This is a genomic window from Salinactinospora qingdaonensis (assembly GCF_039539445.1).
Taxonomy (GTDB): Bacteria; Actinomycetota; Actinomycetes; order Streptosporangiales; family Streptosporangiaceae; genus Salinactinospora; species Salinactinospora qingdaonensis.
The window spans coordinates 93,129-116,476 of sequence record NZ_BAABDD010000001.1 but is presented as its reverse complement, the minus strand read 5'-3'; the positions used below and the strand labels follow the sequence as shown (position 1 = coordinate 116,476).

The 23,348-nt window shown below is 67.9% G+C and carries 22 protein-coding genes; 15 read left to right on the top strand and 7 right to left on the bottom strand.

Going from position 1 to position 23,348, the window contains the following annotated elements; translation table 11 throughout:
- Both ABD848_RS00485 and ABD848_RS00480 read right to left on the bottom strand, forming a co-directional pair.
- The gene (locus ABD848_RS00485; RefSeq protein WP_344966227.1) at positions 1-1,242 is read right to left on the bottom strand and encodes a bis-aminopropyl spermidine synthase family protein; all 1,242 of its coding nucleotides are present in this window, start codon (positions 1,240-1,242) and stop codon (positions 1-3) included.
- A gap of 154 nt (positions 1,243-1,396) precedes the next feature.
- Positions 1,397-1,783 (bottom strand): S-adenosylmethionine decarboxylase family protein, encoded by a 387-nt coding sequence (locus tag ABD848_RS00480; protein ID WP_344966226.1) that lies wholly within the window; start codon positions 1,781-1,783, stop codon positions 1,397-1,399.
- Between the two features lie 284 nt (positions 1,784-2,067).
- Between ABD848_RS00480 and ABD848_RS00475 the strand changes: the two genes are divergently transcribed.
- Both ABD848_RS00475 and ABD848_RS00470 read left to right on the top strand, forming a co-directional pair.
- The gene (locus tag ABD848_RS00475) at positions 2,068-2,862 is read left to right on the top strand and encodes a DUF427 domain-containing protein (protein WP_344966225.1); all 795 of its coding nucleotides are present in this window, start codon (positions 2,068-2,070) and stop codon (positions 2,860-2,862) included.
- An 88-nt stretch (positions 2,863-2,950) separates the two neighbouring features.
- Entirely contained in the window at positions 2,951-5,056 is a 2,106-nt protein-coding gene (locus ABD848_RS00470; protein ID WP_344966224.1) for an ATP-dependent DNA helicase, read from the top strand.
- A 157-nt stretch (positions 5,057-5,213) separates the two neighbouring features.
- On the opposite strand, the gene ABD848_RS00465 is transcribed toward ABD848_RS00470, so the two are convergent.
- From ABD848_RS00465 to ABD848_RS00450, 4 genes are all read right to left on the bottom strand, one after another.
- Positions 5,214-5,738 carry a DUF6315 family protein gene (locus tag ABD848_RS00465; RefSeq protein ID WP_344966223.1) on the bottom strand — a complete coding sequence of 175 codons (525 nt, stop codon included), beginning with the start codon at positions 5,736-5,738 and terminating at the stop codon, positions 5,214-5,216.
- A 148-nt stretch (positions 5,739-5,886) separates the two neighbouring features.
- On the bottom strand, positions 5,887-7,299 hold the full coding sequence (locus ABD848_RS00460) for an AI-2E family transporter (protein WP_344966222.1): 1,413 nt from the start codon (positions 7,297-7,299) through the stop codon (positions 5,887-5,889).
- Positions 7,300-7,373: 74 nt separating this feature from the next.
- Positions 7,374-7,721, bottom strand: coding sequence for a hypothetical protein (locus tag ABD848_RS00455; protein ID WP_344966221.1), 348 nt, complete (start codon positions 7,719-7,721; stop codon positions 7,374-7,376).
- 159 nt (positions 7,722-7,880) lie between these two features.
- On the bottom strand, positions 7,881-8,693 hold the full coding sequence (locus ABD848_RS00450; protein WP_344966220.1) for a glutamate racemase: 813 nt from the start codon (positions 8,691-8,693) through the stop codon (positions 7,881-7,883).
- Positions 8,694-8,870: 177 nt separating this feature from the next.
- Between ABD848_RS00450 and ABD848_RS00445 the strand changes: the two genes are divergently transcribed.
- From ABD848_RS00445 to ABD848_RS00405, 9 genes are all read left to right on the top strand, one after another.
- Complete coding sequence (locus ABD848_RS00445) at positions 8,871-10,298, top strand: FAD-binding oxidoreductase (RefSeq protein WP_344966219.1); 1,428 nt, start codon at positions 8,871-8,873, stop codon at positions 10,296-10,298.
- Between the two features lie 44 nt (positions 10,299-10,342).
- Entirely contained in the window at positions 10,343-11,614 is a 1,272-nt protein-coding gene (locus tag ABD848_RS00440; protein ID WP_344966218.1) for a cyclopropane-fatty-acyl-phospholipid synthase family protein, read from the top strand.
- 95 nt (positions 11,615-11,709) lie between these two features.
- Positions 11,710-12,165, top strand: a complete 456-nt coding sequence (locus ABD848_RS00435; RefSeq protein ID WP_344966217.1) for a hypothetical protein — start codon at positions 11,710-11,712, stop codon at positions 12,163-12,165.
- A 278-nt stretch (positions 12,166-12,443) separates the two neighbouring features.
- The gene (locus ABD848_RS00430; RefSeq protein WP_344966216.1) at positions 12,444-13,715 is read left to right on the top strand and encodes a sugar ABC transporter substrate-binding protein; all 1,272 of its coding nucleotides are present in this window, start codon (positions 12,444-12,446) and stop codon (positions 13,713-13,715) included.
- A gap of 2 nt (positions 13,716-13,717) precedes the next feature.
- Positions 13,718-14,689 (top strand): carbohydrate ABC transporter permease, encoded by a 972-nt coding sequence (locus ABD848_RS00425; protein ID WP_344966215.1) that lies wholly within the window; start codon positions 13,718-13,720, stop codon positions 14,687-14,689.
- On the top strand, positions 14,686-15,567 hold the full coding sequence (locus ABD848_RS00420) for a carbohydrate ABC transporter permease (RefSeq protein ID WP_344966214.1): 882 nt from the start codon (positions 14,686-14,688) through the stop codon (positions 15,565-15,567). Before ABD848_RS00425 ends, ABD848_RS00420 begins: the two co-directional genes overlap by 4 nt.
- Positions 15,564-16,643, top strand: coding sequence for a glycoside hydrolase family 3 N-terminal domain-containing protein (locus ABD848_RS00415; RefSeq protein ID WP_344966213.1), 1,080 nt, complete (start codon positions 15,564-15,566; stop codon positions 16,641-16,643). The genes ABD848_RS00420 and ABD848_RS00415 overlap by 4 nt, the downstream gene beginning before the upstream one ends.
- Positions 16,644-16,750: 107 nt before the next feature.
- The gene (locus ABD848_RS00410) at positions 16,751-16,978 is read left to right on the top strand and encodes a hypothetical protein (RefSeq protein ID WP_344966212.1); all 228 of its coding nucleotides are present in this window, start codon (positions 16,751-16,753) and stop codon (positions 16,976-16,978) included.
- A gap of 8 nt (positions 16,979-16,986) precedes the next feature.
- Positions 16,987-17,136, top strand: coding sequence for a hypothetical protein (locus tag ABD848_RS00405; protein WP_344966211.1), 150 nt, complete (start codon positions 16,987-16,989; stop codon positions 17,134-17,136).
- A gap of 41 nt (positions 17,137-17,177) precedes the next feature.
- Here ABD848_RS00405 and ABD848_RS00400 read toward each other — a convergent pair whose 3' ends face one another.
- Positions 17,178-18,725: a long-chain-fatty-acid--CoA ligase gene (locus ABD848_RS00400; RefSeq protein ID WP_344966210.1), complete on the bottom strand. Its 1,548-nt coding sequence runs from the start codon at positions 18,723-18,725 to the stop codon at positions 17,178-17,180.
- Between the two features lie 239 nt (positions 18,726-18,964).
- Between ABD848_RS00400 and leuS the strand changes: the two genes are divergently transcribed.
- The 4 genes from leuS (at position 18,965) to ABD848_RS00380 (ending at position 23,314) form a co-directional block, all read left to right on the top strand.
- Positions 18,965-21,460: a leucine--tRNA ligase gene (gene leuS / locus ABD848_RS00395; protein WP_344966209.1), complete on the top strand. Its 2,496-nt coding sequence runs from the start codon at positions 18,965-18,967 to the stop codon at positions 21,458-21,460.
- 74 nt (positions 21,461-21,534) lie between these two features.
- Complete coding sequence (locus tag ABD848_RS00390) at positions 21,535-22,167, top strand: hypothetical protein (protein ID WP_344966208.1); 633 nt, start codon at positions 21,535-21,537, stop codon at positions 22,165-22,167.
- Positions 22,168-22,256: 89 nt separating this feature from the next.
- Positions 22,257-22,433: a hypothetical protein gene (locus ABD848_RS00385; protein WP_344966207.1), complete on the top strand. Its 177-nt coding sequence runs from the start codon at positions 22,257-22,259 to the stop codon at positions 22,431-22,433.
- 287 nt (positions 22,434-22,720) lie between these two features.
- The gene (locus tag ABD848_RS00380; protein WP_344966206.1) at positions 22,721-23,314 is read left to right on the top strand and encodes a hypothetical protein; all 594 of its coding nucleotides are present in this window, start codon (positions 22,721-22,723) and stop codon (positions 23,312-23,314) included.
- Positions 23,315-23,348: the final 34 nt, after the last annotated feature.

Genomic DNA, 23,348 nt, shown 5'->3' with positions numbered 1-23,348 from the left:
TCAATCGTGTTGCCGGGCGTCGCGGTCAGCACCGGCGTCCTCACTGCCGCTCGCGGCCGGCTCGACCAGCCGGCCCGGTCGAAACGGCCCCTTCCCGCAGTTAGGGCAACCGGCCTGCTGTAGCTCGGCGACCGCGTTCCAGCGCGCTCCCGCCCCGACGGGGATCAGCGCCTCGCACGACACGCAGATGTACTGGCGCTGCCGGCCACGCTTGTCCCTCGTGTAGAGCGGGCCCTGGTAGCCCTCGAAAAACAGCGGCGCCGTCGCGTCGGTAGTGAGGAGGTGCTGTAGGAAACCGGTCCCGCCCAGGATGCCGCTGCCCTCGTACTCGTTGAAATTGCGGATCAGGCCGTGAGTCACCAGCCCCAGGTCGGTGATAGCGCGCTGCACGTCGAGCATCTCCGTGGGCGCTTTGGCGCCAAAGGAGAGGAAGACGTTGTGGGCGGGGCCGGGGCGCAGCCCTTCGATCACCCGCGACAGGAACAGCTTGGCCCCTTCGGCCGTGTAGGGCGGATCGGTCATGGCTGCGTCAAAGCTGTGGCGCAGTCGGACCGGCAACGGCTCGCGCAGGTCGTGCTCAGCCACCTCTACTGGTACCCCCAGGGAGGTGGCGCGCTCGGAGATGAACTCCAGGATCTCCGGGGAGATGTCGGCGACCGCGAGCCGCTCGGTAAGCCGAACCCCCAGTACCTCGCCCACGACCCCTACCGCCAGCGAGATCAGGTCGTCGTCGCCGACCAGCAGCAGCGAATTTCCCGGCAGCACGCCCGCCCGCAGCAGCGCCAGGACCCGCCGCACCTTTGTCTCAGGGGTGCAGTGGGACTGATCGAGCGCGAGATCGGCTCCGGGGCCCTCGGCTGCGATATCCGCCAGCCGGCTGACCGCCTCCCGCAGCTTCGCGGGGATCGTGATCTCTGTGCCCGCACAGGCCGCGCAGGCCACCTCAACCTTGGGCGGCGCTCCCCGTTCCCCCAGCAGCGCTGTGCCGGCCTCGGTCAGCCGCGAAGGACGCTCCCGCCCTAGCAGGCCACGCCGGCGCAACTCGTTGCCGATCGCGGCGGCGATCGGCACCGGCAGGCCAGTACGCCGGCTCACCTCGCGGGTAGAGGCCGCTCCGACCTGGTGAAACGCCCAAACCACAGCACGAACTCCCGCCGCGCCTTCCTGAAGGCCGATGGCCTCGGAGATCTCGGCGAGTACGGCCGCCGGCTGCTGCGGCAGGTTTTCCTGCGCAGTGCTCACAGCAGGACTTCACTCAGGCTGATCCACATGATGCAAGGAAGTATACAGAGACCCCCGGTGGGGCTTTGGCGCCGACGATTCCGGCTCCGGTAGCGGCCCGTGGGCTCTCGGTGGAGCAGATCCGGCCGGTCGGTGCTGCCCTGCCCGGCAACCGTCAGGGGGCGGCGCGCGACAGCCGGGTGATGCTCACGCGCGCCGGCGACAGGCAGCGCCGGATCTCGGCCAGCATCGCCTCGGCGCTGCGCCGGCCATAGGTCAAGAAGTCGATGTTGGCCAGGGAGAACTCCGGCCACGTGTGGATGCTCAGGTGCGACTTGGACAGCACCAGCGCGATCGTCACCGCGCCGTTGGCGAAGATGTGCGACGACTCGCCGAGGATTCTCGCCTCTCCCGCGCGGGCAGCGCGGCGCAGCGCATCCCGCAGACTCGCCTCGTCGGTGAGCACGCCCCTGTTGGTCACGGAGATGTCGACCGCATAGGAGCACAGTTCGTCCACCCCGATGACGTTGCCCGCCGCAGTTGTCTCTGTCTCGGTCACCACGTCTCCCGGTTCTCCTCGCGGCAGCGCCCCCACGACAGCGTCTCGGGTCGGCCCATCCTCTGCCGACGGTGCCCAGCCTCGCCCGGTCCAGATGCCCCTACCCCACCCCGCCCCCACGTTTTCAGCCTATTGCCCGGCCGCGCCCGTCGGCCGGGCGCGTACTGGTCCGGACCCAACCGGCCGCGATCGACGGGCACGAAATCGTCGCCAGCGGGAAGGGAAAGGACAAGGGCTCACACGCGCCCCACCGACACCACCCACCACCTCGGAGAGGAGATCGGGCCATGTCCCTGACACGTGGCGGCGGCCCCCTGGCCCCTGACGCGTCCACGAGGGTCAATTACCACATTGACTCCCCCGAACGCTGCCTCTACCTACACCAGTTCCCCCGCCGGGTCCGCGCGGAGTTCGGCGGCCGGACCGTCGTGGACTCCCGGCAGGGGTTCTTGCTGCACGAGTCGAACCTGCTCCCCGTGTTCTACTTCCCGTGGGACGACATCGCGGAATCGCTGCTCGTGGCCACCGAGCACACCACCCACTGTCCCTTCAAAGGCGAGGCGTCCTACTGGACGCTGCGCGTGGGGGACGCCGTGGCCCACAACGCGGTCTGGAGCTACCTGGACCCGGTCCCGGCCGCGCGGTGGTTGCGCGGGCTGGCGGCCATGTACTGGAGCGCCGCCCATGCCTGGTACGACGAGGAGGAGAAGGTGCACGCGCACCTGCGCGACCCCTTCCACCGGGTCGACGTCCGGCAATCCAGCGACATCGTACGAGTCTCACTGGGAGAGGAGGTCGTCGCCGTCAGCAGTTACCCGAAGGTGCTCTCGGAGACGGGGCTGCCCAACCGCTACTACTTGCCGCCGGAGGGAATCCACAGCGACCTGCTCGTCCCCAGCCGCACCCGCACCCGGTGTCCTTACAAGGGTGAGGCATCTTATTGGAACGTGCGCGTGGGGGAGCGCGAGCTGGCCGACGCCGCGTGGTCCTACAACCACCCGCTCAAAGACGCCCACGACGTCCGCGAGTACGTCTGCTTCAACCATGACGAACTCACCATCGCTCGGGAAGAGCAACCCTGACCGTTTGACCAGGGGTGCCGCCTCGCGTCGGGAGACGGCTTGTGCGTATCCGCACCGGGCGTCACCGCGGACCGGTACTGTCTCCCTCGTGGCTGCTGATCTCCCCGACGTCGACGAACTCCTCACCGCCGCGGTCGATTCACTGGGCGGGCAACGCCGCGAGGGCCAGGTGACGATGGCCGAAGCCGTGGCCCAGGCCATCGAAGCCGAGGAGCACCTTGTCGTTCAAGCCGGAACCGGAACCGGAAAGTCGCTGGCCTATCTGGTGCCGGCACTGCGCCACGCCCTGGCCTCCGGTTCGCCGGTCGTCGTCTCCACGGCCACCATCGCGCTCCAGCGCCAACTCATCGAACGCGACCTGCCCCGCCTGGCCGGCGCACTCACCCCGATGCTGGGGCGCGAACCCACTTTCGCCATCCTCAAAGGGCGGCGCAACTACCTGTGTCGCCACCGCCTGCAAACCGCCTCCGAAACCGATCCCGACGAGGCGGAACTGTTCGACCCGCGCGCCCTGTCTTCGCTGGGCCGCCAGATCAAACGGCTGCACGAGTGGTCCGAGGAGACCATCAGCGGCGACCGCGACGAACTGGTCCCCGGGGTCAGCGACCTCGCCTGGCGGCAGGTCTCGGTCACCGCCAACGAGTGCCTGGGCGCCGGCGCCTGCCCGTTCGGCCAGGAGTGCTTCGCCGAGCAGGCACGGGCCGAGGCCGGGGAGGTCGACGTCGTCGTCACCAACCACGCGCTGCTGGCCATCGACGCCACCCAGAACCACAACATCTTGCCCGAGCACCACGTGCTGGTGATCGACGAGGCCCACGAGCTCGTCGACCGCGTCACCTCCATGGCCACCGGCCTGCTCACCGAGAAGGCTGTGGCCACGGCCGCCAAGCGCGCCTCGCGGCTGTGCGAGCCCGAGCTCACCGAGCGGCTGACCGAGTCCGGCGACGGGCTGGCCATGGTCTTCACCGACGCCGAGCCGGGACGCATCGACCACCTGCCCGAGGCTTTGGCCGGGGCCGTGGCCGGTGTGCGCGACGCCGCCCACGGCTGTGTCTCTGCCATCGGCACCGATAACAACGGCGGCACCACGACCGAGGACCCGGAAGTCAACTCGGCGCGCAAGCTCGCGCTGTCGGCGCTGGAAGAGGTCCACGACACTGCCGTACGCGTCCTGGAGTCCTTCGAGCCGCCGCTGCGCGACCGCACCGACATCGTGTGGTTGACGAAGAGCGGCGCACGCTCCCCGAGCCTGCACGTGGCTCCCCTGAGTGTTGGTGGACTGCTGCGCGAGAAGCTGTTCGGCGAGCGCACCACCGTCCTCACCTCCGCCACGCTCGCTTTGGGGGGATCGTTCACCGCGCTGGCCAGCCAATGGGGGCTGGGGGCTGAGGGCGCTGACGCCCAGCCGAGTACCGGCGAGGCCGAGGAAGCGCACGCCGGGGGCGCGGCGGCCACCGGTGAGGAGGACGTCGCCTCCGACGATACGGCCGAGGCCCGCCCCCTCCCGCGCTGGCGCGGTATCGACGTGGGCTCTCCCTTCGACCACGCCCGCAGCGGCATCCTCTACGTCGCCACCCACCTGCCCCCGCCTGGACGCGACGGCCTCGACTCCCGCTACCTTGACGAGATCGCCGAGCTCATCGGGGCCGCCGGCGGGCGCACCCTGGGGCTGTTCTCCTCGATGCGCGCGGCCACCCAGGCCACCGAGGAGCTACGGGAACGGCTCGATCATCCGATCCTGTGTCAAGGCGAGGACTCCACAGGCCAGTTGGTGCGCGAGTTCGCCGAGGATGAGCGCGCTTGCCTGTTCGGCACGCTCTCGCTGTGGCAGGGGGTCGACGTTCCCGGGCCCGCTCTGCAACTGGTGATCGTCGACCGGTTGCCCTTTCCGCGTCCCGACGATCCGCTGGCCTCGGCGCGCCAGCGCGCTGTGGGGGCGCGCGGGGGCAACGGATTCATGGCGGTGGCCGCCACCCACGCGGCGCTGCTGCTGGCGCAGGGAACGGGGCGGCTACTGCGGTCGGTCACCGACAAGGGAGTGGTCGCGGTGCTCGATCCTCGCCTAGCGACCGCACGCTACAGCGGATTCCTGCGTTCCTCGCTCCCCCCGTACTGGGCCACTACTGACGCCCAGGTGGCCCGAGCCGCCCTGAAACGCCTCGATGAGGCGGCAGCCGCCGCCGCGCGCCACTGACGGGCCTCGACAGCGCTTCCCGCTCCGGCGGGAGGCGGCGGGGCGGGCGTGGCGCGCCGGTGGCCCGGTCGGCGGTGGGAATGGGGAAGTGGCCCCCGCGGTGGGCGGGGGGCCGTGGTGGCCCGTGGAGTGGGGCCGCAGGGCGGGGTGGGGCGGCTCAGTCGCGACCGCGGTAGCCGAACAGCCGCACGGCGTAGCCGGGGGAGTCGTCGTCGGAGGGCTGGATGTACCAACGATCCGCGTGCCCCCCGATCGAGAGCTCGTTCCACATCATGTCGATGAGCTTGAGCCGGGCCACCACTGAGGCCCCCGGGTCGAGCACGATGGCATACGACCGGTCGGTGAGCCGCTGGGTCACCATACCTACCGGCTGCCCGTCGACGATGGCGGGCACGGGGGCGTGACCGATCTCCACCCCGCACAGCCGCAGTTGTTCGATCTCTTCTTCAAGCGCTTCGGTCGCCAGCGCGTCGTCGAGTTTCAACGCATCCTCAAGTTCGTCGCGCTCGGCGTCGTCGCGCAGGTAGGCGTGGTAGGTATAGCGCTCACAGGGGCGACACTTGCGCCACACCACGCACCGGGCCAACCCGTAGGCCGATTGCGCCTCACCGATGCCTCGATATGAGCTGACCTTGCGGATGGCTCCGCACTCGCAGCAAAGAGCGGTGAGCTCCTGTCTCATAGTCGACGTCCCCCCTCCCTCCGCGAGTATGCGTGCCCGACCCCTCGTGAGGGAACCGGTTCGTGCAAGGAGTTCATACAAACTGTTGTCATCAAAACCAAAACCCGACCGATCTCCGGCGGCTTCCCGTCGTGTGTCCGAAAGCACGTTACCCCCGCGGGGTTCGCTTTCTGTCGCGGGTGAGCCGGGCGATCCGGTTCCTCTCTCGGGCGAGCCAGGCCGTCCAGATGGCTTTACCATTTTTGGTAATGGCCGAAACGGGGCTGCGGTGCCCGTCCTGCTCCTCGGCCGGCTCGTCGGGCTCCTCGGCGGTGTCGCCTCCCCCCGGCGCTTCGGGCGTGTCGGCGGCTGCGCCGCCTGCGCCGCCTGCGCCGGTGTCGGCCGAGGCTGCCGCCGACCGGGGCTCGGTTGTGCGCTCGGCAGCTTCCGCAGCATCCTCGCCCTCGGCGGGCGCGTCGAGCAGCGGGTGCTCCTCGACCTTGTAGCGCCGGATGTAGATGCTCAAGAACGCCTGCATACTGGCTCCGGCCGGCAGTGCCAGCAGCGCTCCCGGCGCGCCGAGGATGGCCGCGCCCGCGATCACCGACGCGAAGGCCACGGCCGGGTGCATATCCAAGGTCTTGGCGGTGATGCGCGGCTGGAGCAGGTAGTTCTCGAACTGTTGGTAAAGGGTGATGAACGCCAGGACCCACACTGCTTGCCATGGTCCTTCCAGCAGGGCGACCAGCACCGGAACCGCCCCGCCGATGTAGGTCCCCACAGTCGGGATGAACTGCGAGAACACCCCGACCCACAGTGCCAGCGCGAACGCGAACTCCACCCCGAGCACAACGAACACGAAATAGTGAGCGACGCCACACACCAAGGCCAGCAGTGCGCGCGAGTAGATGTAGCCGCCGGTCTTGCTGATGGCGATCTCCCACGCGCGCAGCACCTCGCGCTGCGTACGCGGTGGCAGCACCGAGCAGATGGTGCGCCGGAAGCGCGGCCCGTCAGCGCACAGGTAGAAGGTGAACAGCGCGATCGTCAGCCCGTTGAACAACAGGGTCAAAACGGTGGTCCCCGCGCCCAACACGTTGCCGGCCACCCCTGAGGCGTACTGCTCCACCAGCCCGGTGGCGCTGGAGATCTCACTGAGCAGGGTGGTGGGGGAGAAGTCGGTCTGAAACGTCGCGTTGACCCAGCGCAGCACGGCCCGCGTCATAGCGGGGACTTCGTCGACGAAGGCCAGCACCTGCCCAAGCAGCATCGAGCTGAGCACGGTCAGGAACGCCCCCACCAGCAAGACGCCGATCGTCATCACCACGCCGGTGGCCAGGCCGCGTGGCCACCGGTGCCGGTGCAGCCAGTTCACCGCGGGCTCCAGCGCCAAGGCGAGGAAAAGCGAGATCAACAGCAGGATGAGCAGGCCCTTGAGCCGGGTGAATAGCCACCACGCGGCTCCGAAGACGGCGATAGTGCCCACCGCGAGGATCAAGGCTCGCGGCAGCCAGGGCGGCATACCGTTCCCGTTCTTCAGCGGCGGCTGGTCGACCGCCCGCGCGTTCTTAGGGGCGCTCATAGGGCGCTAAGACTTCTTTCCATGGTTTCGCGTCAGTTGGCGCGGACGGTCGCTGTGGGCACGGCGGCCCGCCGCTACTCCTCCAGCGACAGGCCGCGCTTGTTGCGCGCCGTCCACTCCCGCATCCGCCGGGGGTAGCCAACGATTTGCACATCGTATGCCGGGGCGGCCAGCGAGCGGGCAACCTTGCGGATAACGTCAGGTGACCCCACCCGCCGGCGAATCCACTCGCCATCGGTGGCCACGGCCACCGCTGTGGTGTTGGTCGCGAACGTTTCGGGCTCGACGTAGAACTCCACGCCGGTGCGGCTCTTGGCGAACTCGATCAATGCGGAGACGTCGGCATCGTCGGCCGAGCGGTCGAACCGGGTCCCGCTGCGCTTGCGTGCCCTGCGCAGCCCGAAGCGGTCTCGCCATCCCATATATCGCAGCGCTCCCATCCTGGTGTGTCGGCGCGGTTGTGCGGGCCACCGCCGGGGCCGACGCGCCACGGTCACGCGAGAGGGCGAGAGGCTCCAGAGGCGGCCGGGCAGGGACGACGGTGTCCCAGGCATTTCCGTTATCCCCCGGTTGCCGTCAGTCTATCGAGGGCCGTAAACCGGCGCCGGGTGCGCGCGCGGGGTCTGCGCGAGAAACGCGCCGGCGGGATAGGTCAGGGCGGGCGCGGGCAGTTCACCGGGGTGGCCGCTGCTGAGCACGGTGAGCCGTCCCGTGGGGGAGGCGTCGGGGCGGCGCTGGACCTGGAGGCGTCGGAGCGTCTGCGCGGCCACGGCAGTGGCGGCGGTGAACAGTTCGACCCCTTCGCCCAACGCGGCGGTAATCGGCTCGCTCACCAAGTCGTAGTGGGTGCACCCCAAAACGACCGCGGCCACATCGGGCGGGGTGCGTTCGGCCGCGGTCGCGATCGCCGCAGCCACCGCCGCCGTATCGCCGCTTTCCACCGCGCCGGCCAGCCCCTCGCAGGCTACCGGTGCCACCTGGGCGCCGCGCGCGAAACGGGCGATCAGGTCACGCTGGTAGGGGCTGTCAGTGGTGGCCGGGGTCGCCCAGATCGCCACGGGTCCGCCACCGTCGGCGGCGGGTTTGATGGCAGGTACGGTTCCGACGACCGGCACGGTCGGTTCCAGGTGCGCGCGCAGCGTCGGCAGCGCGTGGACCGAGGCGGAGTTACAGGCCACGACGAGTGCGTCCACGCCGTGGCTGCCCTGCTCCGTCGCTAAAGCGGCCCGCGCCCCGGCCAGCGCGCGCCGGGTGATCTCCTCGGGGCTGCGCGGCCCCCACGGCATGTGCTGGGGGTCCATCGACAGGATCAGATCGGCGTCGGGCCGGGCAGCCCGCAGCGCGGCGGCGGTGGAGAGCAGGCCAAGGCCGGAATCGATGAGAGCGATGCGCACGCCAGTCGAGCATATTCTCTTGTACCGCGCTGGTGGGCGCGCACCGGTACGGCGGTCCGGGCGGGCCTTTCTCCCGTCTGCCGGCCACGTGGGAATAGGGTGGTTCGCGCCGGATCGGCCCGGGCATGGCGCCGGTGCGGTCGACACGATCGCGGATGAACGACGAAGCGGAGAACAGTGAGCCGGCAACCCGATCAGCGAACCCCCCACGACCTGGCGGACCACGCCGCGGCCACAAGTCGGCTGCGCGAGGAGTTCGCGCTGCTTCCCCCCGACGCGCCGGTGCGGCTGGCCAAACCCACCTCCAACCTGTTCCGGTTCCGGGAACCCGCGCGTACGCCCCGGCTCGATGTGAGCGGCTTCACCTCGGTACTGCGGGTCGACCCCACCGAGCGCGTCGCCGAGGTGGGGGGGATGACCACCTACGAGGACCTTGTCGCGGCGACGCTGCCGCATGGGCTCATGCCCACCGTGGTGCCGCAGTTGCGCACCATCACCGTCGGGGGAGCCGTCACCGGACTGGGGATCGAGTCGTCCTCGTTTCGCAATGGTCTGCCGCACGAGGCTGTCGAGGAGATCGAGATCCTCACCGGCAGCGGCGACATCGTGGTGGCGCGCCGCGACAACGAGCACCGCGACCTGTTCTACGGTTTCCCCAACTCGTACGGCACGCTGGGCTACAGCCTGCGGCTACGGATGCGTTTGGAGCCGGTCAAGCCCTATGTCCACCTGCGTCACCTGCGTTTCTCCAGCGCGACGGCAGCCATGGACGCCTTTGCCCGCATCTGCGCCGACGCCGAGCACAACGGTCAGCGCGTCGATTTCATCGACGGTGTGGTCTTCTCCGCCGACGAGCTGTACATCACTTTGGCGACCTTCGTCGACCGGGCGCCCTGGACCAGCGACTACACCGGCTCCCAGGTCTACTACCAATCGATTCCACGCTATGCGGGCCCTGGGCCGGGCGACTATCTGACCGTCCACGACTACCTGTGGCGTTGGGATACCGACTGGTTCTGGTGCTCCCGGGCCTTCGGTCTGGGCAACCCGGTGGTACGGCGGATGTGGCCGCGCGCGCTCAAGCGTTCCGACGTCTATCGCAAACTCGTAGCGCTGGACCGGCGCACCGACTTCAGTCGGCTGCTGGCCTACTACCGGGGGCAGCCCCAGTCGGAGCCGGTCATCCAAGACGTCGAGATCCCGGTCGACCGTGGGGCGGATTTCCTCGACTTCTTCCACGACGAGATCGGCATGTCGCCGATCTGGATGTGTCCGCTGCGATTGAGCGAGAACCCTCCCGCGAGGGACGAGGACGGGCACGTGTGGCCGTTGTACCCCCTCGAACGGGAACGACTTTATGTGAACTTCGGATTTTGGGGCATGGTTGCCATGCGTCCCGGACAGCGCAGGGCCCACCACAACCGGCGCGTCGAGGAGGAGGTGACGAACCTGGGAGGACACAAGTCGCTGTACTCCGACGCCTACTACTCCGAAGAGCAGTTCTGGCGGCTCTACAACGGGACGGCTTACCGGCGGCTCAAGCACGCCTACGACCCCGGTGACCGGCTCCTTGACCTCTACGCCAAGTGTGTGGGCAACAGGTGACACGCCGGACCGGCACGGCCGGCGTGCGGTGAGAAGGGAAGGCTATGCGCCTGGCGGAGATATTTGAACGTGTCGTTGGCCCTGAGGCGCCGATCCGGTTCCGGGCCTACGACGGTAGCGCGGCCGGTGACCCGAACAGCGACATCACGCTGGTCATTCGGACCCCGGTCGCGTTGAACTACCTGGCCCAGTCGCCGGGAGCCCTCGGGTTGACCCGGGCCTACGTCTCGGGGCACCTCGACCTTGAGGGCGATATGTACACTGCGCTGCGGCGCATGTCGGATTTCGTGTTCAGTGAGGGGATTCGGCTCTCCCCCCTCCAGCTTGCCGGGATCGCCAAGGACATTGGCTGGGTCAAGTTCGTCAACCGGGTGTCCCCGCCGCCGCAGGAGATGCGCGGCTCTCGGCTGCTCGGGCGGGGGACGCGCCACTCCAAGAAGCGCGACGCCGAGGTCATCCAGCACCACTACGACGTCTCCAACGCTTTCTACGAGCTGGTGCTGGGTCCGTCCATGGCCTACACCTGCGCCGTCTACCCCACCGCGGAGGCGACGCTGGAGCAGGCACAGTTCCACAAGCACGACCTCGTGGCGCGCAAACTGGGGCTGAGTGAGGGCATGCACCTGCTGGACGTGGGGTGCGGATGGGGCGGTATGGTGCTGCACGCCGCCCGCGAGTACGGCGTCAAGGCCCTGGGGGTCACCCTCTCCAAGGAGCAGGCCGAATGGGCGCGCAAGCGTATCGCCGAGGAGGGGATGGGTGACCTTGCCGAGGTGCGCCATATGGACTATCGCGACGTGCCCGACGGCAGCTACGACCGCGTCAGCTCCATCGGCCTGACCGAGCACATCGGCAAGAAGAACGTGCCCGCTTACTTCGCCTCGCTCTACCACAAGCTCAAGCCGGGCGGTCGGCTACTCAACCACTGCATCACTCGCCCACGCAACGATCTGCCGCCGTTTAAGTCCAACGGGGTGATCAACCGCTACGTCTTCCCCGACGGGGAGCTTGAGGGGCCGGGGTTCTTGCAGACGGTCATGAACGACACCGGTTTCGAGATCCGCCATCAGGAGAACCTGCGCGAGCACTATGCGCTGACGCTCCGTGACTGGTGCGCCAACCTCGACCGTAACTGGGACGCGGCGGTGGCCGAAGTCGGCCAGGCGACCGCGCGGGTGTGGCGACTCTACATGGCCGGCTGTGTGCTCGGCTTTGAAAACGATGTCGTCCAACTCCACCAAATCCTGGGCGTCAAACCCGACGGCACCGATTCAGGGATGCCGCTGCGTCCGGCTTTCGAACCTCCCGTGGCCTAGCCTTTCCCGGAAATCACGGTGACGCCGCGGTTGTTGTACCACGGCAGCGTTTCCGGCCAGACGTATCAGCACGATTGACCCAAGGAAGGGCCGGCATGTCCACTCCAGGTGGCACCGACGACGCCAAGCGGATCGCCATCGACCTCATCGATGCCTATGCGGGCCGAGAACGGCAGTCCCTTGACACGGCTATCGCTGTCATCGTCGAGGGCGGCCACACCGAGGCGGTGACTTCGGAGCTGAAGGTTTTCGCTTCCTTCCTCACTCGCCGCGTGCAGGAAACCGGCGTGGTGTGGAAACCAGCGGACTCGCGCGAGGCGGTCGCTCGGGCCGTCGCCGATCTGTTGGAGCCCGAGGTGGAGTTCGCGGTGGTCACCGCGTGGGAAGCCTACTCGCTGGGCGAGCACGAGATCGCCGAGCGCTTCTCCCAGGGCGACCCGCTGATCTTCGTCCACATGCTCGCCGCGTTCGCGGCAGCTATCGGCCGCGCCATCTACAGTCGGGCCGAACTCGTCTCGACTCTGCGCATCGCCTCGGGCATCTCCGAATAGAGCACCATGGGTGGGCGCTTCGCCGCAGCGAGGCGCCCACCCATGGGCCGGTCTTTCGCCCGCTACGCCGGCGAAAATATGGTGGATACGCTGCAAACTCTTCCGTTTTGTAGTTTTCTGGTTACTATAGGTGTGTCCGGGATATTTACCCGTTGTCATGGTGTACTCACGCAATGGTGATGGTTGTTGCCGTATTCCTGACATAAACCGCATCGCCCGTGCCGCCCATCGCAGGGGGAGCCGGCAGGCTTGGCACACCAAAAGGGACGGGGGAGAGCATGAGCCCAGCACGTGTCCTGTCCGCGGCCGCGGTGAGCACAGCCCTCACCGTGAGCGCGAGCGCCTGCGCCACCGGGGATTTCTCCGAGGCCACCGCCCTCGACGTGTGGATCATGGAGGGCACCAGCCCCGGTGCCGAAGCCTTCTTCTCCGAAGTCTCCGCCGAGTTCGAGCAGCAGACCGGTGCCACGGTCAACGTCCAGTTCGTTCCCTGGGCCGACGCGCACAACAAGTTCGTCACCGCTATCGCCGGGGGCACCATGCCCGACGTGGCCGAAGTGGGCACCACGTGGACGCCGGAGTTCGCTCAGGCCGGGGCCCTCGCCGACCTCACTGACCGCGTCGGCGACACCAGCGGCTACGTTCCCGGACTGCTGGAGGCCGGCACCTTCGAAGACCGCCGTTACGGAGTGCCGTGGTACGTCGGCGTCCGCGCGATCCTCTACCGCACCGACGTGTTCGCCGACCTCGGCCTCGACCAGCCCCGCGACTGGGACGAACTGCGCGAGACCGCCACCACCATCGCCGAGGAGACCGACGATATGGTCGCCTTCCCCGTCCCCGGCAACGCCGAGTACAGTCTGCTGCCGTTCGTTTGGGGAGCCGGGGGCCACATCGCCAGCCAAAGCGACCGCGGCGTGTGGACATCGGGGATCGACAGTTCGGAGTCGCGCGCGGGCATCACCTACTTCACCGACCTGGCCCTTGCGGACAAGGTTTCCACCACTGGCGCCACCACCTGGCAAGAGACCGACATCCAAGACAACTTCGCAGACGGCAACGTGGCTATGGCCATCATGGGAAGTTGGAGCCCCAAAGCGATCCTGGCCGACAACCCCGACCTCGAAGGCAAACTCGGCTCCTTTGCCATTCCCGGTCCCGAAGGCGGCTACAGCCCCTCCTTCCTCGGCGGCGCCCATCTATCGGTGTTCAACGACAGCGACGCCCCCGATCTGTCCTGGCAGTTCGTGGAGCTGCTCACCCGCGACGACTACGCCCTGCGCTGGGCGGAAGAGACCACCTACTTTCCCGGCAAACAGCAGCAGATCGACACCTTCACCGAAACGGCCGACCCGGTGCTGCGCCCCTTCGCCACGCAGATGACCGAGGCGGGGCGCGGCGTTCCCGTCACCCCGGCCTACGGCAAGCTGCAAGGCGAGAAGGTGCTCCAGACCATGGTGCAGTCGATCCTGGCCGGCGATGCGTCGGTCGAAGCCGCCGCCATCGCCGCGGCCGACGACATCGAACAGACCCTCAACGAGGACCCCTGAGCATGAGCCGGCGCCTACTCACCCGGCCGGTCGCCACGGCACCCGACCGGCGCCGCCCCGTGCTCGTGTTGCCCGCTCGGCTTCGGCAGCGAGCGCGGCCATGGCTGCTCCTGGCGCCCGCACTCGCTGTCATCGGCGGGCTGCTGTGCTATCCCTTGGGGCGCGTGGTCTGGCTGTCCTTCCAGGACTACGGGTTGGACAACATCGTTTCCGGCCGGCCCGACTACAACGGCGGCGCCAACTACCTCCGGCTGCTCTCCGACCCCTACCTGTGGTCGGTGGCGTTGCCCAACACCATCGTGTTCGCCGTGGTCGCCGTATGCGCAACGGTCGCCTTCGGCACGCTGGTCGCCCTGCTGTTGCGCAGCCTGCGGCCACTCTGGCGCACCTGGGTCATCGGCTGTGTGATGGTGGCTTGGGCGATGCCGGCCGTCACCGGCACCTACGTCTGGATCTGGATCTTCGACGTCGATCGCGGCATCGTGCGCCAACTGCTCCACGCGCTGGGCCTCATCGGTCCCGAAGGCGTTAACTGGTTCACCGAACGGCTGAGCTTCTACGCGATCGTCACCCTCAACATCATCCACCACGGTTTCCCGTTCGTGGCGGTGACCGTACTGGCCGGGCTCCTCACCATCCCCCGGGAGTTGGGCGAGGCCGCGCTCCTCGACGGCGCCACCGCCTGGCAGCGCTTCTGGCACGTCACGGTGCCCACCATCCGCCCCGTGTTCGCCGTGGTGACCATCCTGTCGACGATCTGGGACTTCAAGGTGTTCGCCCAGGTCTATCTGATGCCGGGCGGCTCCGGTTCCAACGCCGAGGTCCTCAACTTCGGAGTGTGGTCCTACGTGCGTTCCTTCGCCCAACAGAACTATGGGATGGGCTCGGCGATCGCCGTGCTCCTCACCCTCATGCTGCTCGCCATCACCGTCGTCTACCTGCGCGCGCTGTTCCGCGAGGAGGAGTTGCGATGATCTCGACGGCCCACAGGAAGGTGCGTGGCGCCACCTGGGCCACTCCCTCGCGCGCCCGACGCCGAGTGGCCAGGGCTCTCGGCAAGGGCGTGGCGGTGGCCGCGGTCGTGGCGTTCACGCTGTTTCCCGCCTACTTTATGGTGACCAGCGCCTTCGCCGGCCGAGTCACCTCTGGGGTCGACGCCTTAGCACCCGATTCGATCACGCTGGCACATTTCAGTTACGTGCTGGCTGAAGGCGGTTTCCTGGGCTATCTGCGCAACTCTCTCGTTGTCGCGCTCGTGACCGTCGTGGGCTCCGGCCTGCTGGCACTGCTGGCGGCCGTGGCCGTGGCACGCTTCCGGTTCCGACTGCGCACCTCGATTCTGGTTATGGTGCTCATCATCCAGATGGTGCCGCTGGAGGCCCTGGTCATCTCGCTGTTTTTGCTGGTCCGCGATGTGGGGATGCTCAACTCCCTGTTGGGCCTGGCCACCGTCTACGTGGCTCTGTCGTTGCCCTTCGCGATCTGGATGCTGCGTGGCTTCGTCGCCGCCGTGCCCGTCGAGGTGGAGGAGGCCGCCTACATCGACGGCGCCTCATGGGGCCGGATGTTTCGCTCGGTGCTGTTCCCCCTGGTGGCCCCCGGGCTCGTAGCCACCGCGGTCTTTTCCTTCATCACGGCTTGGAACGAGTTCATCCTCGCGCTGACCTTCATGAACCGTGGCGACAAATACACCGTCGCCGTGGGGCTGCGCCAGTTCTTCGGCCAGCACACCACCGACTGGGGCGCGATGATGGCCGCATCGACCGTCATCACCGTGCCGGTCATGGTGTTCTTCCTGTGTGTGCAGCGCGGCTTGGCCTCCGGCCTCGTCGCGGGGGCGGTGAAAGGGTGAGCGTGCCGCACGCCGAGCGCGATTCCGCGCTGCGCCGAATGACCCACACCGTGCTCATGCCCGGCTTCGTCGGCACGCGCGTCCCCGAATGGCTGGCGCGGGCCGCACGTCTGGGCTTGGGCGCGGCCACCTGCTTCGCCGCCAACCTCACCGTCGACGCCGCCGCGCTGACCACCTCGCTGCGCCAGCGCCACAGCGGGCTCATCGTGGCCGCCGACGAGGAGGGCGGAGCGGTGACCCGGTTGGACGCGGCTACCGGCTCGCCCTACCCTAGCCACCGCGAACTCGGCCTGATCGACGATCCCGCGCGCACCCGCGCGGTGGCCCACGCTATAGGCCAACGGCTGCGTGCGGCCGGTATCGACACTGGGCTGGCGCCGGTGGCCGACATCGACTCCGCGGCCCACAACCCCGTGATCGGTACCCGCTCGTTCGGCGCAGACCCGCAGGTGGTGGCCCGCCACGTTACGGCGTTCATCGCCGGCTGCCGCTCTTCAGGAGTGGCAGCCGCGGTGAAGCACTTCCCCGGACACGGCGCCACGAGCACCGACTCCCACCTGGCGCTACCGGTGATCGATATCGACACCCAGACGCTGCACCGTCGAGAGTTGGTGCCCTTTGCCGCGGCTGTCGACGCCGACGTGGAGATGGTCATGGTGGGCCATATCCTCATCCCCGCGCTCGATCCCGCGGCCCCCGCCAGCGTCTGCCCACGCGCCTACACCCTGCTGCGCGAAGAGCTCTCCTTCAATGGGGTGGCCGTGACCGATGCGTTGGACATGCAGGGACTCACGCTGCATATGGGGGGCGCCACATTGGCTGAGAGCGTTGCCAGAGGTGCCGTGGCCGCGCTGCGCGCCGGAGCTGACCTGGTGTGTCTGGGGAACCCCCACGATGCGCCGGGACAGGACGAGACGATCTTTCGCGCCACCTTGCGGGCGGTGCTGGGTGCGGTCGCCGACGGCACGCTCCCGGTCGAGCGGCTGGCCGGCGCAGCCGGACGAGTGCACACTCTGGCTGCGTCGTTACCCCTGGACAGCCAAGCCGAAAACAGGACACGTGGGGCACTTTCTTGACCGAAAGGCCGCGACTCGTAGATGGTTAGCGGTGATGAGGCGCCGCGTCAAGGACATTATGGCCGTCTCAGCCAGATCCGCTCGCACGGAGGCGACAGGGGGAAGACGTGCGTGTCGAACTCGATGATCACCCGATCGAACCTGACTATCCTTGGCCCAAAAGCCCCACCACCGTCCTCATCCGCTGCAACGTTTGCAGGGGGCTGCGCTACTTTGCCGACCGTCACGCCGAGCACCTCGGTGACTACAGCCCCGGCCCGCACTGCAAAACCTGCGGCGAGCGCATCGAGTTCCGCTGCACCGAGTGTGACTCTGCCTGGAGCCCCCTGTCTTAGGAGCACTGATGGCCACGTGCAGAACCTGCAACGGCACAGGTGAGATCGACATTCTCACCACCGACGACGACGGTGAGCGCGTGACCCGGCACCAGCCGTGCCACACCTGCGGCGGCTCCGGGGAGCGCGACGACTGGCCGCCGCCGGGCAGCCGGTGAGGGCGAGGCACCGGGGAGCCGGGACACGCGCCATAGTCATTTCAGCGCAGCTCGCGCTTGAGGATCTTGCCGGTAGCGGTCATCGGTAGCTCCTCGCGGAACTCCACGAGCCGCGGGTACTTGTAGGCGGCTAGACGTTCCTTGGACCAGGCGATGAGCTCCTCCTCGGTGAGCTGGGCGCCCTCCTCGCGCACGATGAACGCCTTGATCTCCTCGCCGTGGGTCTCGTGGGCGACCCCCACGACGGCCACGAGGCTCACAGCGGGGTGCTCCAGCAGCACCTCCTCCAGCTCACGCGGGTAGACGTTGTAGCCACCGCGGATGATCATGTCCTTGGAACGGTCGACGATGAAGTAGAAGCCATCCTCGTCGCGGCGCGCGATGTCGCCGGTGCGGAACCATCCGTTCTTGAAGACCTGCTCGTTGACCTCTGGCCGGTTGTGGTAGCCCTTCATCACGCAGTGGCCGCGCACCGCGATCTCGCCGGGACCCTCGCCCTCCACGTCGTCGAAGTTCTCGTCGACGAGCTTCATCTCCACGCCCCAGATGGGCTTGCCGATCGATCCGGGCTTGGCGCCGCTGCGCGGGTCGTTGAAGGAGACCACCGGGGAGGTCTCCGAGAGGCCGTAGCCTTCGGCGACCCCGAGGTCGAACTTGTCCTTGACCCGACGGCTCAAGTCGGCGGGCAGGGCCGAGCCACCGGAGACCACGCTCTTGAGCCGTGCGGCGATGGCCTCGATGTCGTGGCCGCCCTTGGCCCCCACCAGACCCCAATACATCGTGGGTACACCGGCGAACACCGTGACCTTTTCCCGCTCCATCAGCGACAGGGACTCCTCGGCGTCGAAACGCGACTGTAGCACCAGCGTGGCGTGCCGGTAGAAGGCCACGTTCATCATCGCCGTCTGTCCGAAGATGTGGAACAGCGGCAGCACCGCCAGGTAGACGTCGGGGTCGTCAGGGTCGCGTTCAAACAGCCCGTCGGAGGCCACGACGTTGAACGCCAGGTTGTTGTGGGTCAACTCGGCACCCTTGGGCCGGCCCGTCGTGCCGCTGGTGTAGATGAGGACTGCGGTGTCGTCGGCCTCGGTGCGCACCGTCTCGAAGGTGGTGGGCATGCCCTCCAGCGCCGCCCACAGGGTCTGCGCGCCGTCGATGGTCGACTCGGTGGCGCCGGGAGTGGCGGGGAGGTCGATGTAGGTCTCACAGGCAGCGACCTCGTTGAAAGCCTTCCACGCGCGCTCGCCCAGCGGAAGGTCAGGCGTACCGGCGAAGGCGAACAGTGCTTTGGCGCCGGAGTCTTCCAGGTGGTAGGCGATCTCTGGAGCGGTCAGTAGCACGTTGAGGGGCACGACGACCGCGCCGGCTTTGAGCGCTCCGAAGTAGACGAAGGGGAAGTAGGGCGTGTTGGGGGAAACCAGCGCGACCCGGTCCCCAGGCTCCACCCCGCGAGCCACCAGCAGCGCAGCGACCTGGTTGGCGATCGCGTCGACGAACCCGTAGTTCAGCCGAAGATCACCGAAGACCACTGCGTCCCGCTCCGGAACCTTCCTGGCCCCGTCCTCCAGAAGTGCAGATAGGTTGAGCATCCCGCCTCCTTGGTGTCAGTGGTGTCGATCACCCCTTTCTACCGCAGAGTAACTTCATTAGTGGCGGGTGCCACCCGCTTTTTACGGTCTTTCTGCTATGCCGGCTTCGTTCGCTTCTGACCGGGGCATCCGTGCGCTTTCCCCTACCGCTCAAGTTTTGCGAGTTAACCCGGGAACCGCCGGCGCGCTAACCTTGGTCTTCAGTAACGTTGAGACCCGGCAGAGGACAGTAGTAGGCGATGACAGCGGTTGACGCAGACCAGGTCGCGGGCGACACCTACGACGCCCGCGCGCTGCAAGACAAGTGGCAGGCGCGATGGGCCAAGGACACCCCCTTCGTAGCCAGCGAAGATCCGGCCGACGACCGTCCGCGCCGCTACGTGCTCGACATGTTCCCCTACCCGTCGGGCGACCTCCACATGGGCCACGCAGAGGCGTTTGCCATCGGCGACGTCATCGCCCGTTACCGGTTCCAGCTCGGCGAGAACGTGCTCCACCCCATCGGTTGGGACTCCTTTGGCCTACCCGCCGAGAACGCCGCCATCAAGCACGACTCCCACCCGGCGGAGTGGACCTACGCCAACATCGAGACCCAGGTCCAGTCGTTCCAGCGCTACGGCATCTCCTTTGACTGGTCGCGCCGGCTGCACACCTCCGACCCGGAGTACTACCGCTGGAACCAGTGGCTGTTCCTGCGCTTCTTCGAGCGCGGCCTCGCCTACCGCCGCGACGGCCTGGTCAACTGGTGCCCCCAGGACCAGACGGTGCTCGCCAACGAGCAGGTCGTTCAGGGGCACTGTGAACGCTGCGGTACCGAGGTGGTGCGCCGCAGCCTAAACCAGTGGTACTTCAAGATCACTGAATACGCCGACCGGCTGCTCGACGACATGAGCCAGTTGGAGGGCCACTGGCCTGAGCGCGTACTGCTGATGCAGCGCAACTGGATCGGTCGCTCCCACGGCGCCGACGTGCGCTTCGTGATCGAGGGACGCGACGAGCCCGTCACCGTCTTCACCACCCGTCCTGACACCCTCTACGGCGCCACGTTCTTCGTCGTCGCCGCCGACGCCGAATTGGCCGACGAGCTGTGCGCTCCCGAGCAGCGCGCCGAATTCGAGGCTTACCGCGAGCAGGTGAGCAAGCTCAGCGACATCGAGCGCCAGGCCACCGAGCGCGAGAAGACCGGCGTTTTCCTGGGCCGCTACGCCGTCAACCCGGTCAACGGTGAGCGTATCCCCGTCTGGGCCGCCGACTACGTCCTGGCCGACTACGGCCATGGCGCCATCATGGCGGTCCCCGCCCACGACCAGCGCGACCTCGACTTCGCACGCACCTTCGACCTACCGGTGCGGGTGGTTGTCGAGACCGGAGAAGCCGATCCGGCCGAGACCGGCATCGCCGCCCCTGGTGAGGGCACCCTGATCAACTCCGGGCCGATCGACGGACTCGACAAGACCGAGGCCATCGCGCGCATCACCGAGATCCTGGCCGAGCGCGGCACCGGCCAAGCGGCGGTCAACTACCGGCTGCGCGACTGGCTGCTGTCGCGGCAGCGCTTCTGGGGCACCCCCATCCCGATCATCCACTGCCCCGCCTGTGGCGAGGTTCCGGTGCCCGACGACCAGTTGCCGGTGCGTCTGCCCGACAACATGCGCGGCGCCGATCTGGCCCCCAAGGGGATCTCCCCCCTGGCCGCCGCCACCGACTGGGTCAACGTCGACTGTCCCTCCTGCGGCGGTGCCGCCAAGCGCGACACCGACACCATGGACACCTTCGTCGACTCCTCGTGGTACTACCTGCGCTACTGCTCGCCCCAGAACGAACAGCTCCCCTTCGAGACCGACAAAGTCAACAAGTGGGGGCCGATCGACCAGTACGTAGGGGGAGTGGAACACGCCATTCTCCACCTGCTCTACAGCCGGTTCGTCACCAAGGTCCTCTACGACATGGGCATGGTCGGCTTTACCGAGCCCTTCACGCGGCTGCTCAACCAGGGCCAGGTCATCAACCAGGGCAAGGCCATGTCGAAGTCCCTGGGCAACGGGGTCGATCTGGGGGCGGAGATCGACACCTACGGGGTCGACGCCGTACGGTTGACCGTGGTCTTCGCCGGCCCGCCTGAGGACGACATCGACTGGGCCGATGTTTCTCCCGCGGCCTCGCTGCGGTTCCTCAACCGCGCCCTGAAGGTCATGACCCAAGTGGGGGCCGCCTCGGCACCGGGAACCGACCCCACCGACGGGGACCGGGCGCTGCGCAAGGTGACCCACCAGACCTTGGACAAGATCACCGCGGCCATCGAGGCGCAGCGTTTCAACGTCGCCATCGCCCGTGTCATGGAATTGGTCACCGCCGCGCGCAAGGCCATCGACTCCGGTCCCGGCGCCGGCGACCCCGCCACCCGCGAGGCAGCCGAGGTCATCGCGACGACGCTGTCGCTCGTCGCACCCTACGTGGCTGAGGAAGGCTGGGAACGCCTCGGGTACACCGGCTCGGTCGCCATCGGCAACTGGCGCACTCCCGATCCCGAACTGCTGGTTCAGGACTCGGTCACCTGTGTGGTCCAGGTGTCGAGCAAGGTGCGTGACAAGCTGGAGGTTTCCCCCGATATTGACGAGGATGAGTTGGAACGCCTCGCGCTGGCGTCCGAGCGGGTGCAAAGCTTCATCGGGGAGCGTCAGATCCGCAAGGTCGTGGTGCGGGCGCCTAAGCTCGTCAACATCGTGGTGGGCTGAAAGTCCCGTCGCAACGCACGCCAACGGGCGGTTGGCCGCCCGTTGGCCAGGGGGCCTACGACAGCGAGGAGCCCATGGCCGACACCAGCCGGCGCACGTCACGCCTGCCCATACGACCGATCGTGGCGACGGTGGGCGTCGTGGTCGTCAGCGCCGTCACCATCGTCGGCGGGCAGATGTTGGCCCGACAGGCCCCGGCCGTGCAGGCCGCTCCCGCCGACACCTTCGCCAGCCCGCCCGGCTGTGCGGTGATCAGCGCGGAACTCGTGGAGTCCGTGGCGCCCGCGGCCACCCCGCGCCCCTCTCAGCCGGGGCCGCTGCACGAGGGGGGCGGCAACACGTGCGTATGGAGTTCGGTGGGGACCGGTGAGGCTCCTCCGCGCTCGCTGCGGGCCAGTTTCCGGGTCCACTTCACCGACAAATCGGGGGAGACCAGCGGGGCTCGCGCGGCCACGAACCGGCTCCGCGCCGTCACCCCCGCCGAGTGGGGCAGTGGCGTCGCATCGGTGCCGCAGGTGGGTGAAGACGCGCTGGTGTGGCCCGGCGCTGGCGGCGAGGGTGCTGCCGAACTCGCCTTCCGCAGGGACAACCTCGTGGTGCGGCTTTGGTTCGGCGGTGCCGCCGACAGCGGGGGTGCCGCCCTCTCCTATGGGCAGGCCAGGGACAGTGTGGTCGGGGTGGCCCGACAGCTCGCCGAAGCGTTGTAGGCAGCAGTGCCGCCCACAGCACCTGGGCTCTCCTCCCCTTTGTTAAGGTGCCGGCCGCATGGTCGCATGGCCGTGAGATTGGACGCTGGATGCCCCCTTCCCAGGCACGGTCCACTCGCCGCACCAGCGAGTTCGGATACGGGTGTACCTGCTGCCTGCTGTTTCTGGTGATCGGGCTCGTCTTCTTCGCCGCGGCCGGATACATCCTCCTTTTCCACTCGGTGGAGGTGGGTCGGCTCCTGGGGGAGCTGTTCGGTCGAGGGTGAGGCTCGTCCGTGGCCACGGTGTCGGTGGCCGCTTTTAGGTTGGACGCGAGCCACCCCCACATGCCAACGAGAGAAAGGTGCTGATGGCCCAGCCACCCCCCGCCGGACCGCCAGCGGACCCTCCCGGGCAACCACCCCCGCCTCCCGGGGACACGCCTGCCGGTGGCCCGCCCCCCTCATTTCCTCCTCCTGCCTCCCAGGGAGCTGCCTTCCCCATCCCCGCGGCCACCCCCTCCATTGGTTCGGCACCCAAGAAGAGCAACCGTGGTTGCACGATCGTGATGATCGTGGCCGTTGCTGTAGCGGGAGTGATCCTGATCGCCTTCGTCGTGGGCGTGGGGTTGCTGATCGAGAGCGGACGCAGTTCCGGTCACGTCTACAGCGCGCTGCCGGAGTGCTCAGTTGTCGAGGGCGAGGCCCTGGGCCGACTGGTTCCCCGGCACGACCGGGTGATCGATGAGAAACTGACGGCCTCGACCGACCCGCAGGCCCCGCAGTCGTGGGAGGCGCGCCAGTGCCAGTGGAGCACCCCCAAGGACAGCCGCCGGGTCCCCTCCGACGCCCTCGTCCTGCTCTCCCGCTACGAGGATCAGTTCGGGATCTCGGGGCAAGATGCCGCTTCCCAAGATCTAGCGCAGCGATCCGAGCAGTTCGACACTTCGGCGCTGGATGACCTGGGAGATGAAGCTCTCACCTGGTATGACTCGCAAAACGAGGCTGGGTGTGTGGGCACACGGCTATCCAACCTGGTGTTCTCGATCTGCTACACCTCGGCTACCAACTACTACTACACCGAGACTCTGCCCCCCGATGAGGCCATCGCTGAGGCGGAGAAGCTGACCCGCGAGGTCGTTGCCACGGTGCGCGACAGCGGCTCTTGAGCGCCGATGTGACCCGGCCTCTCGCGCGCCGGGT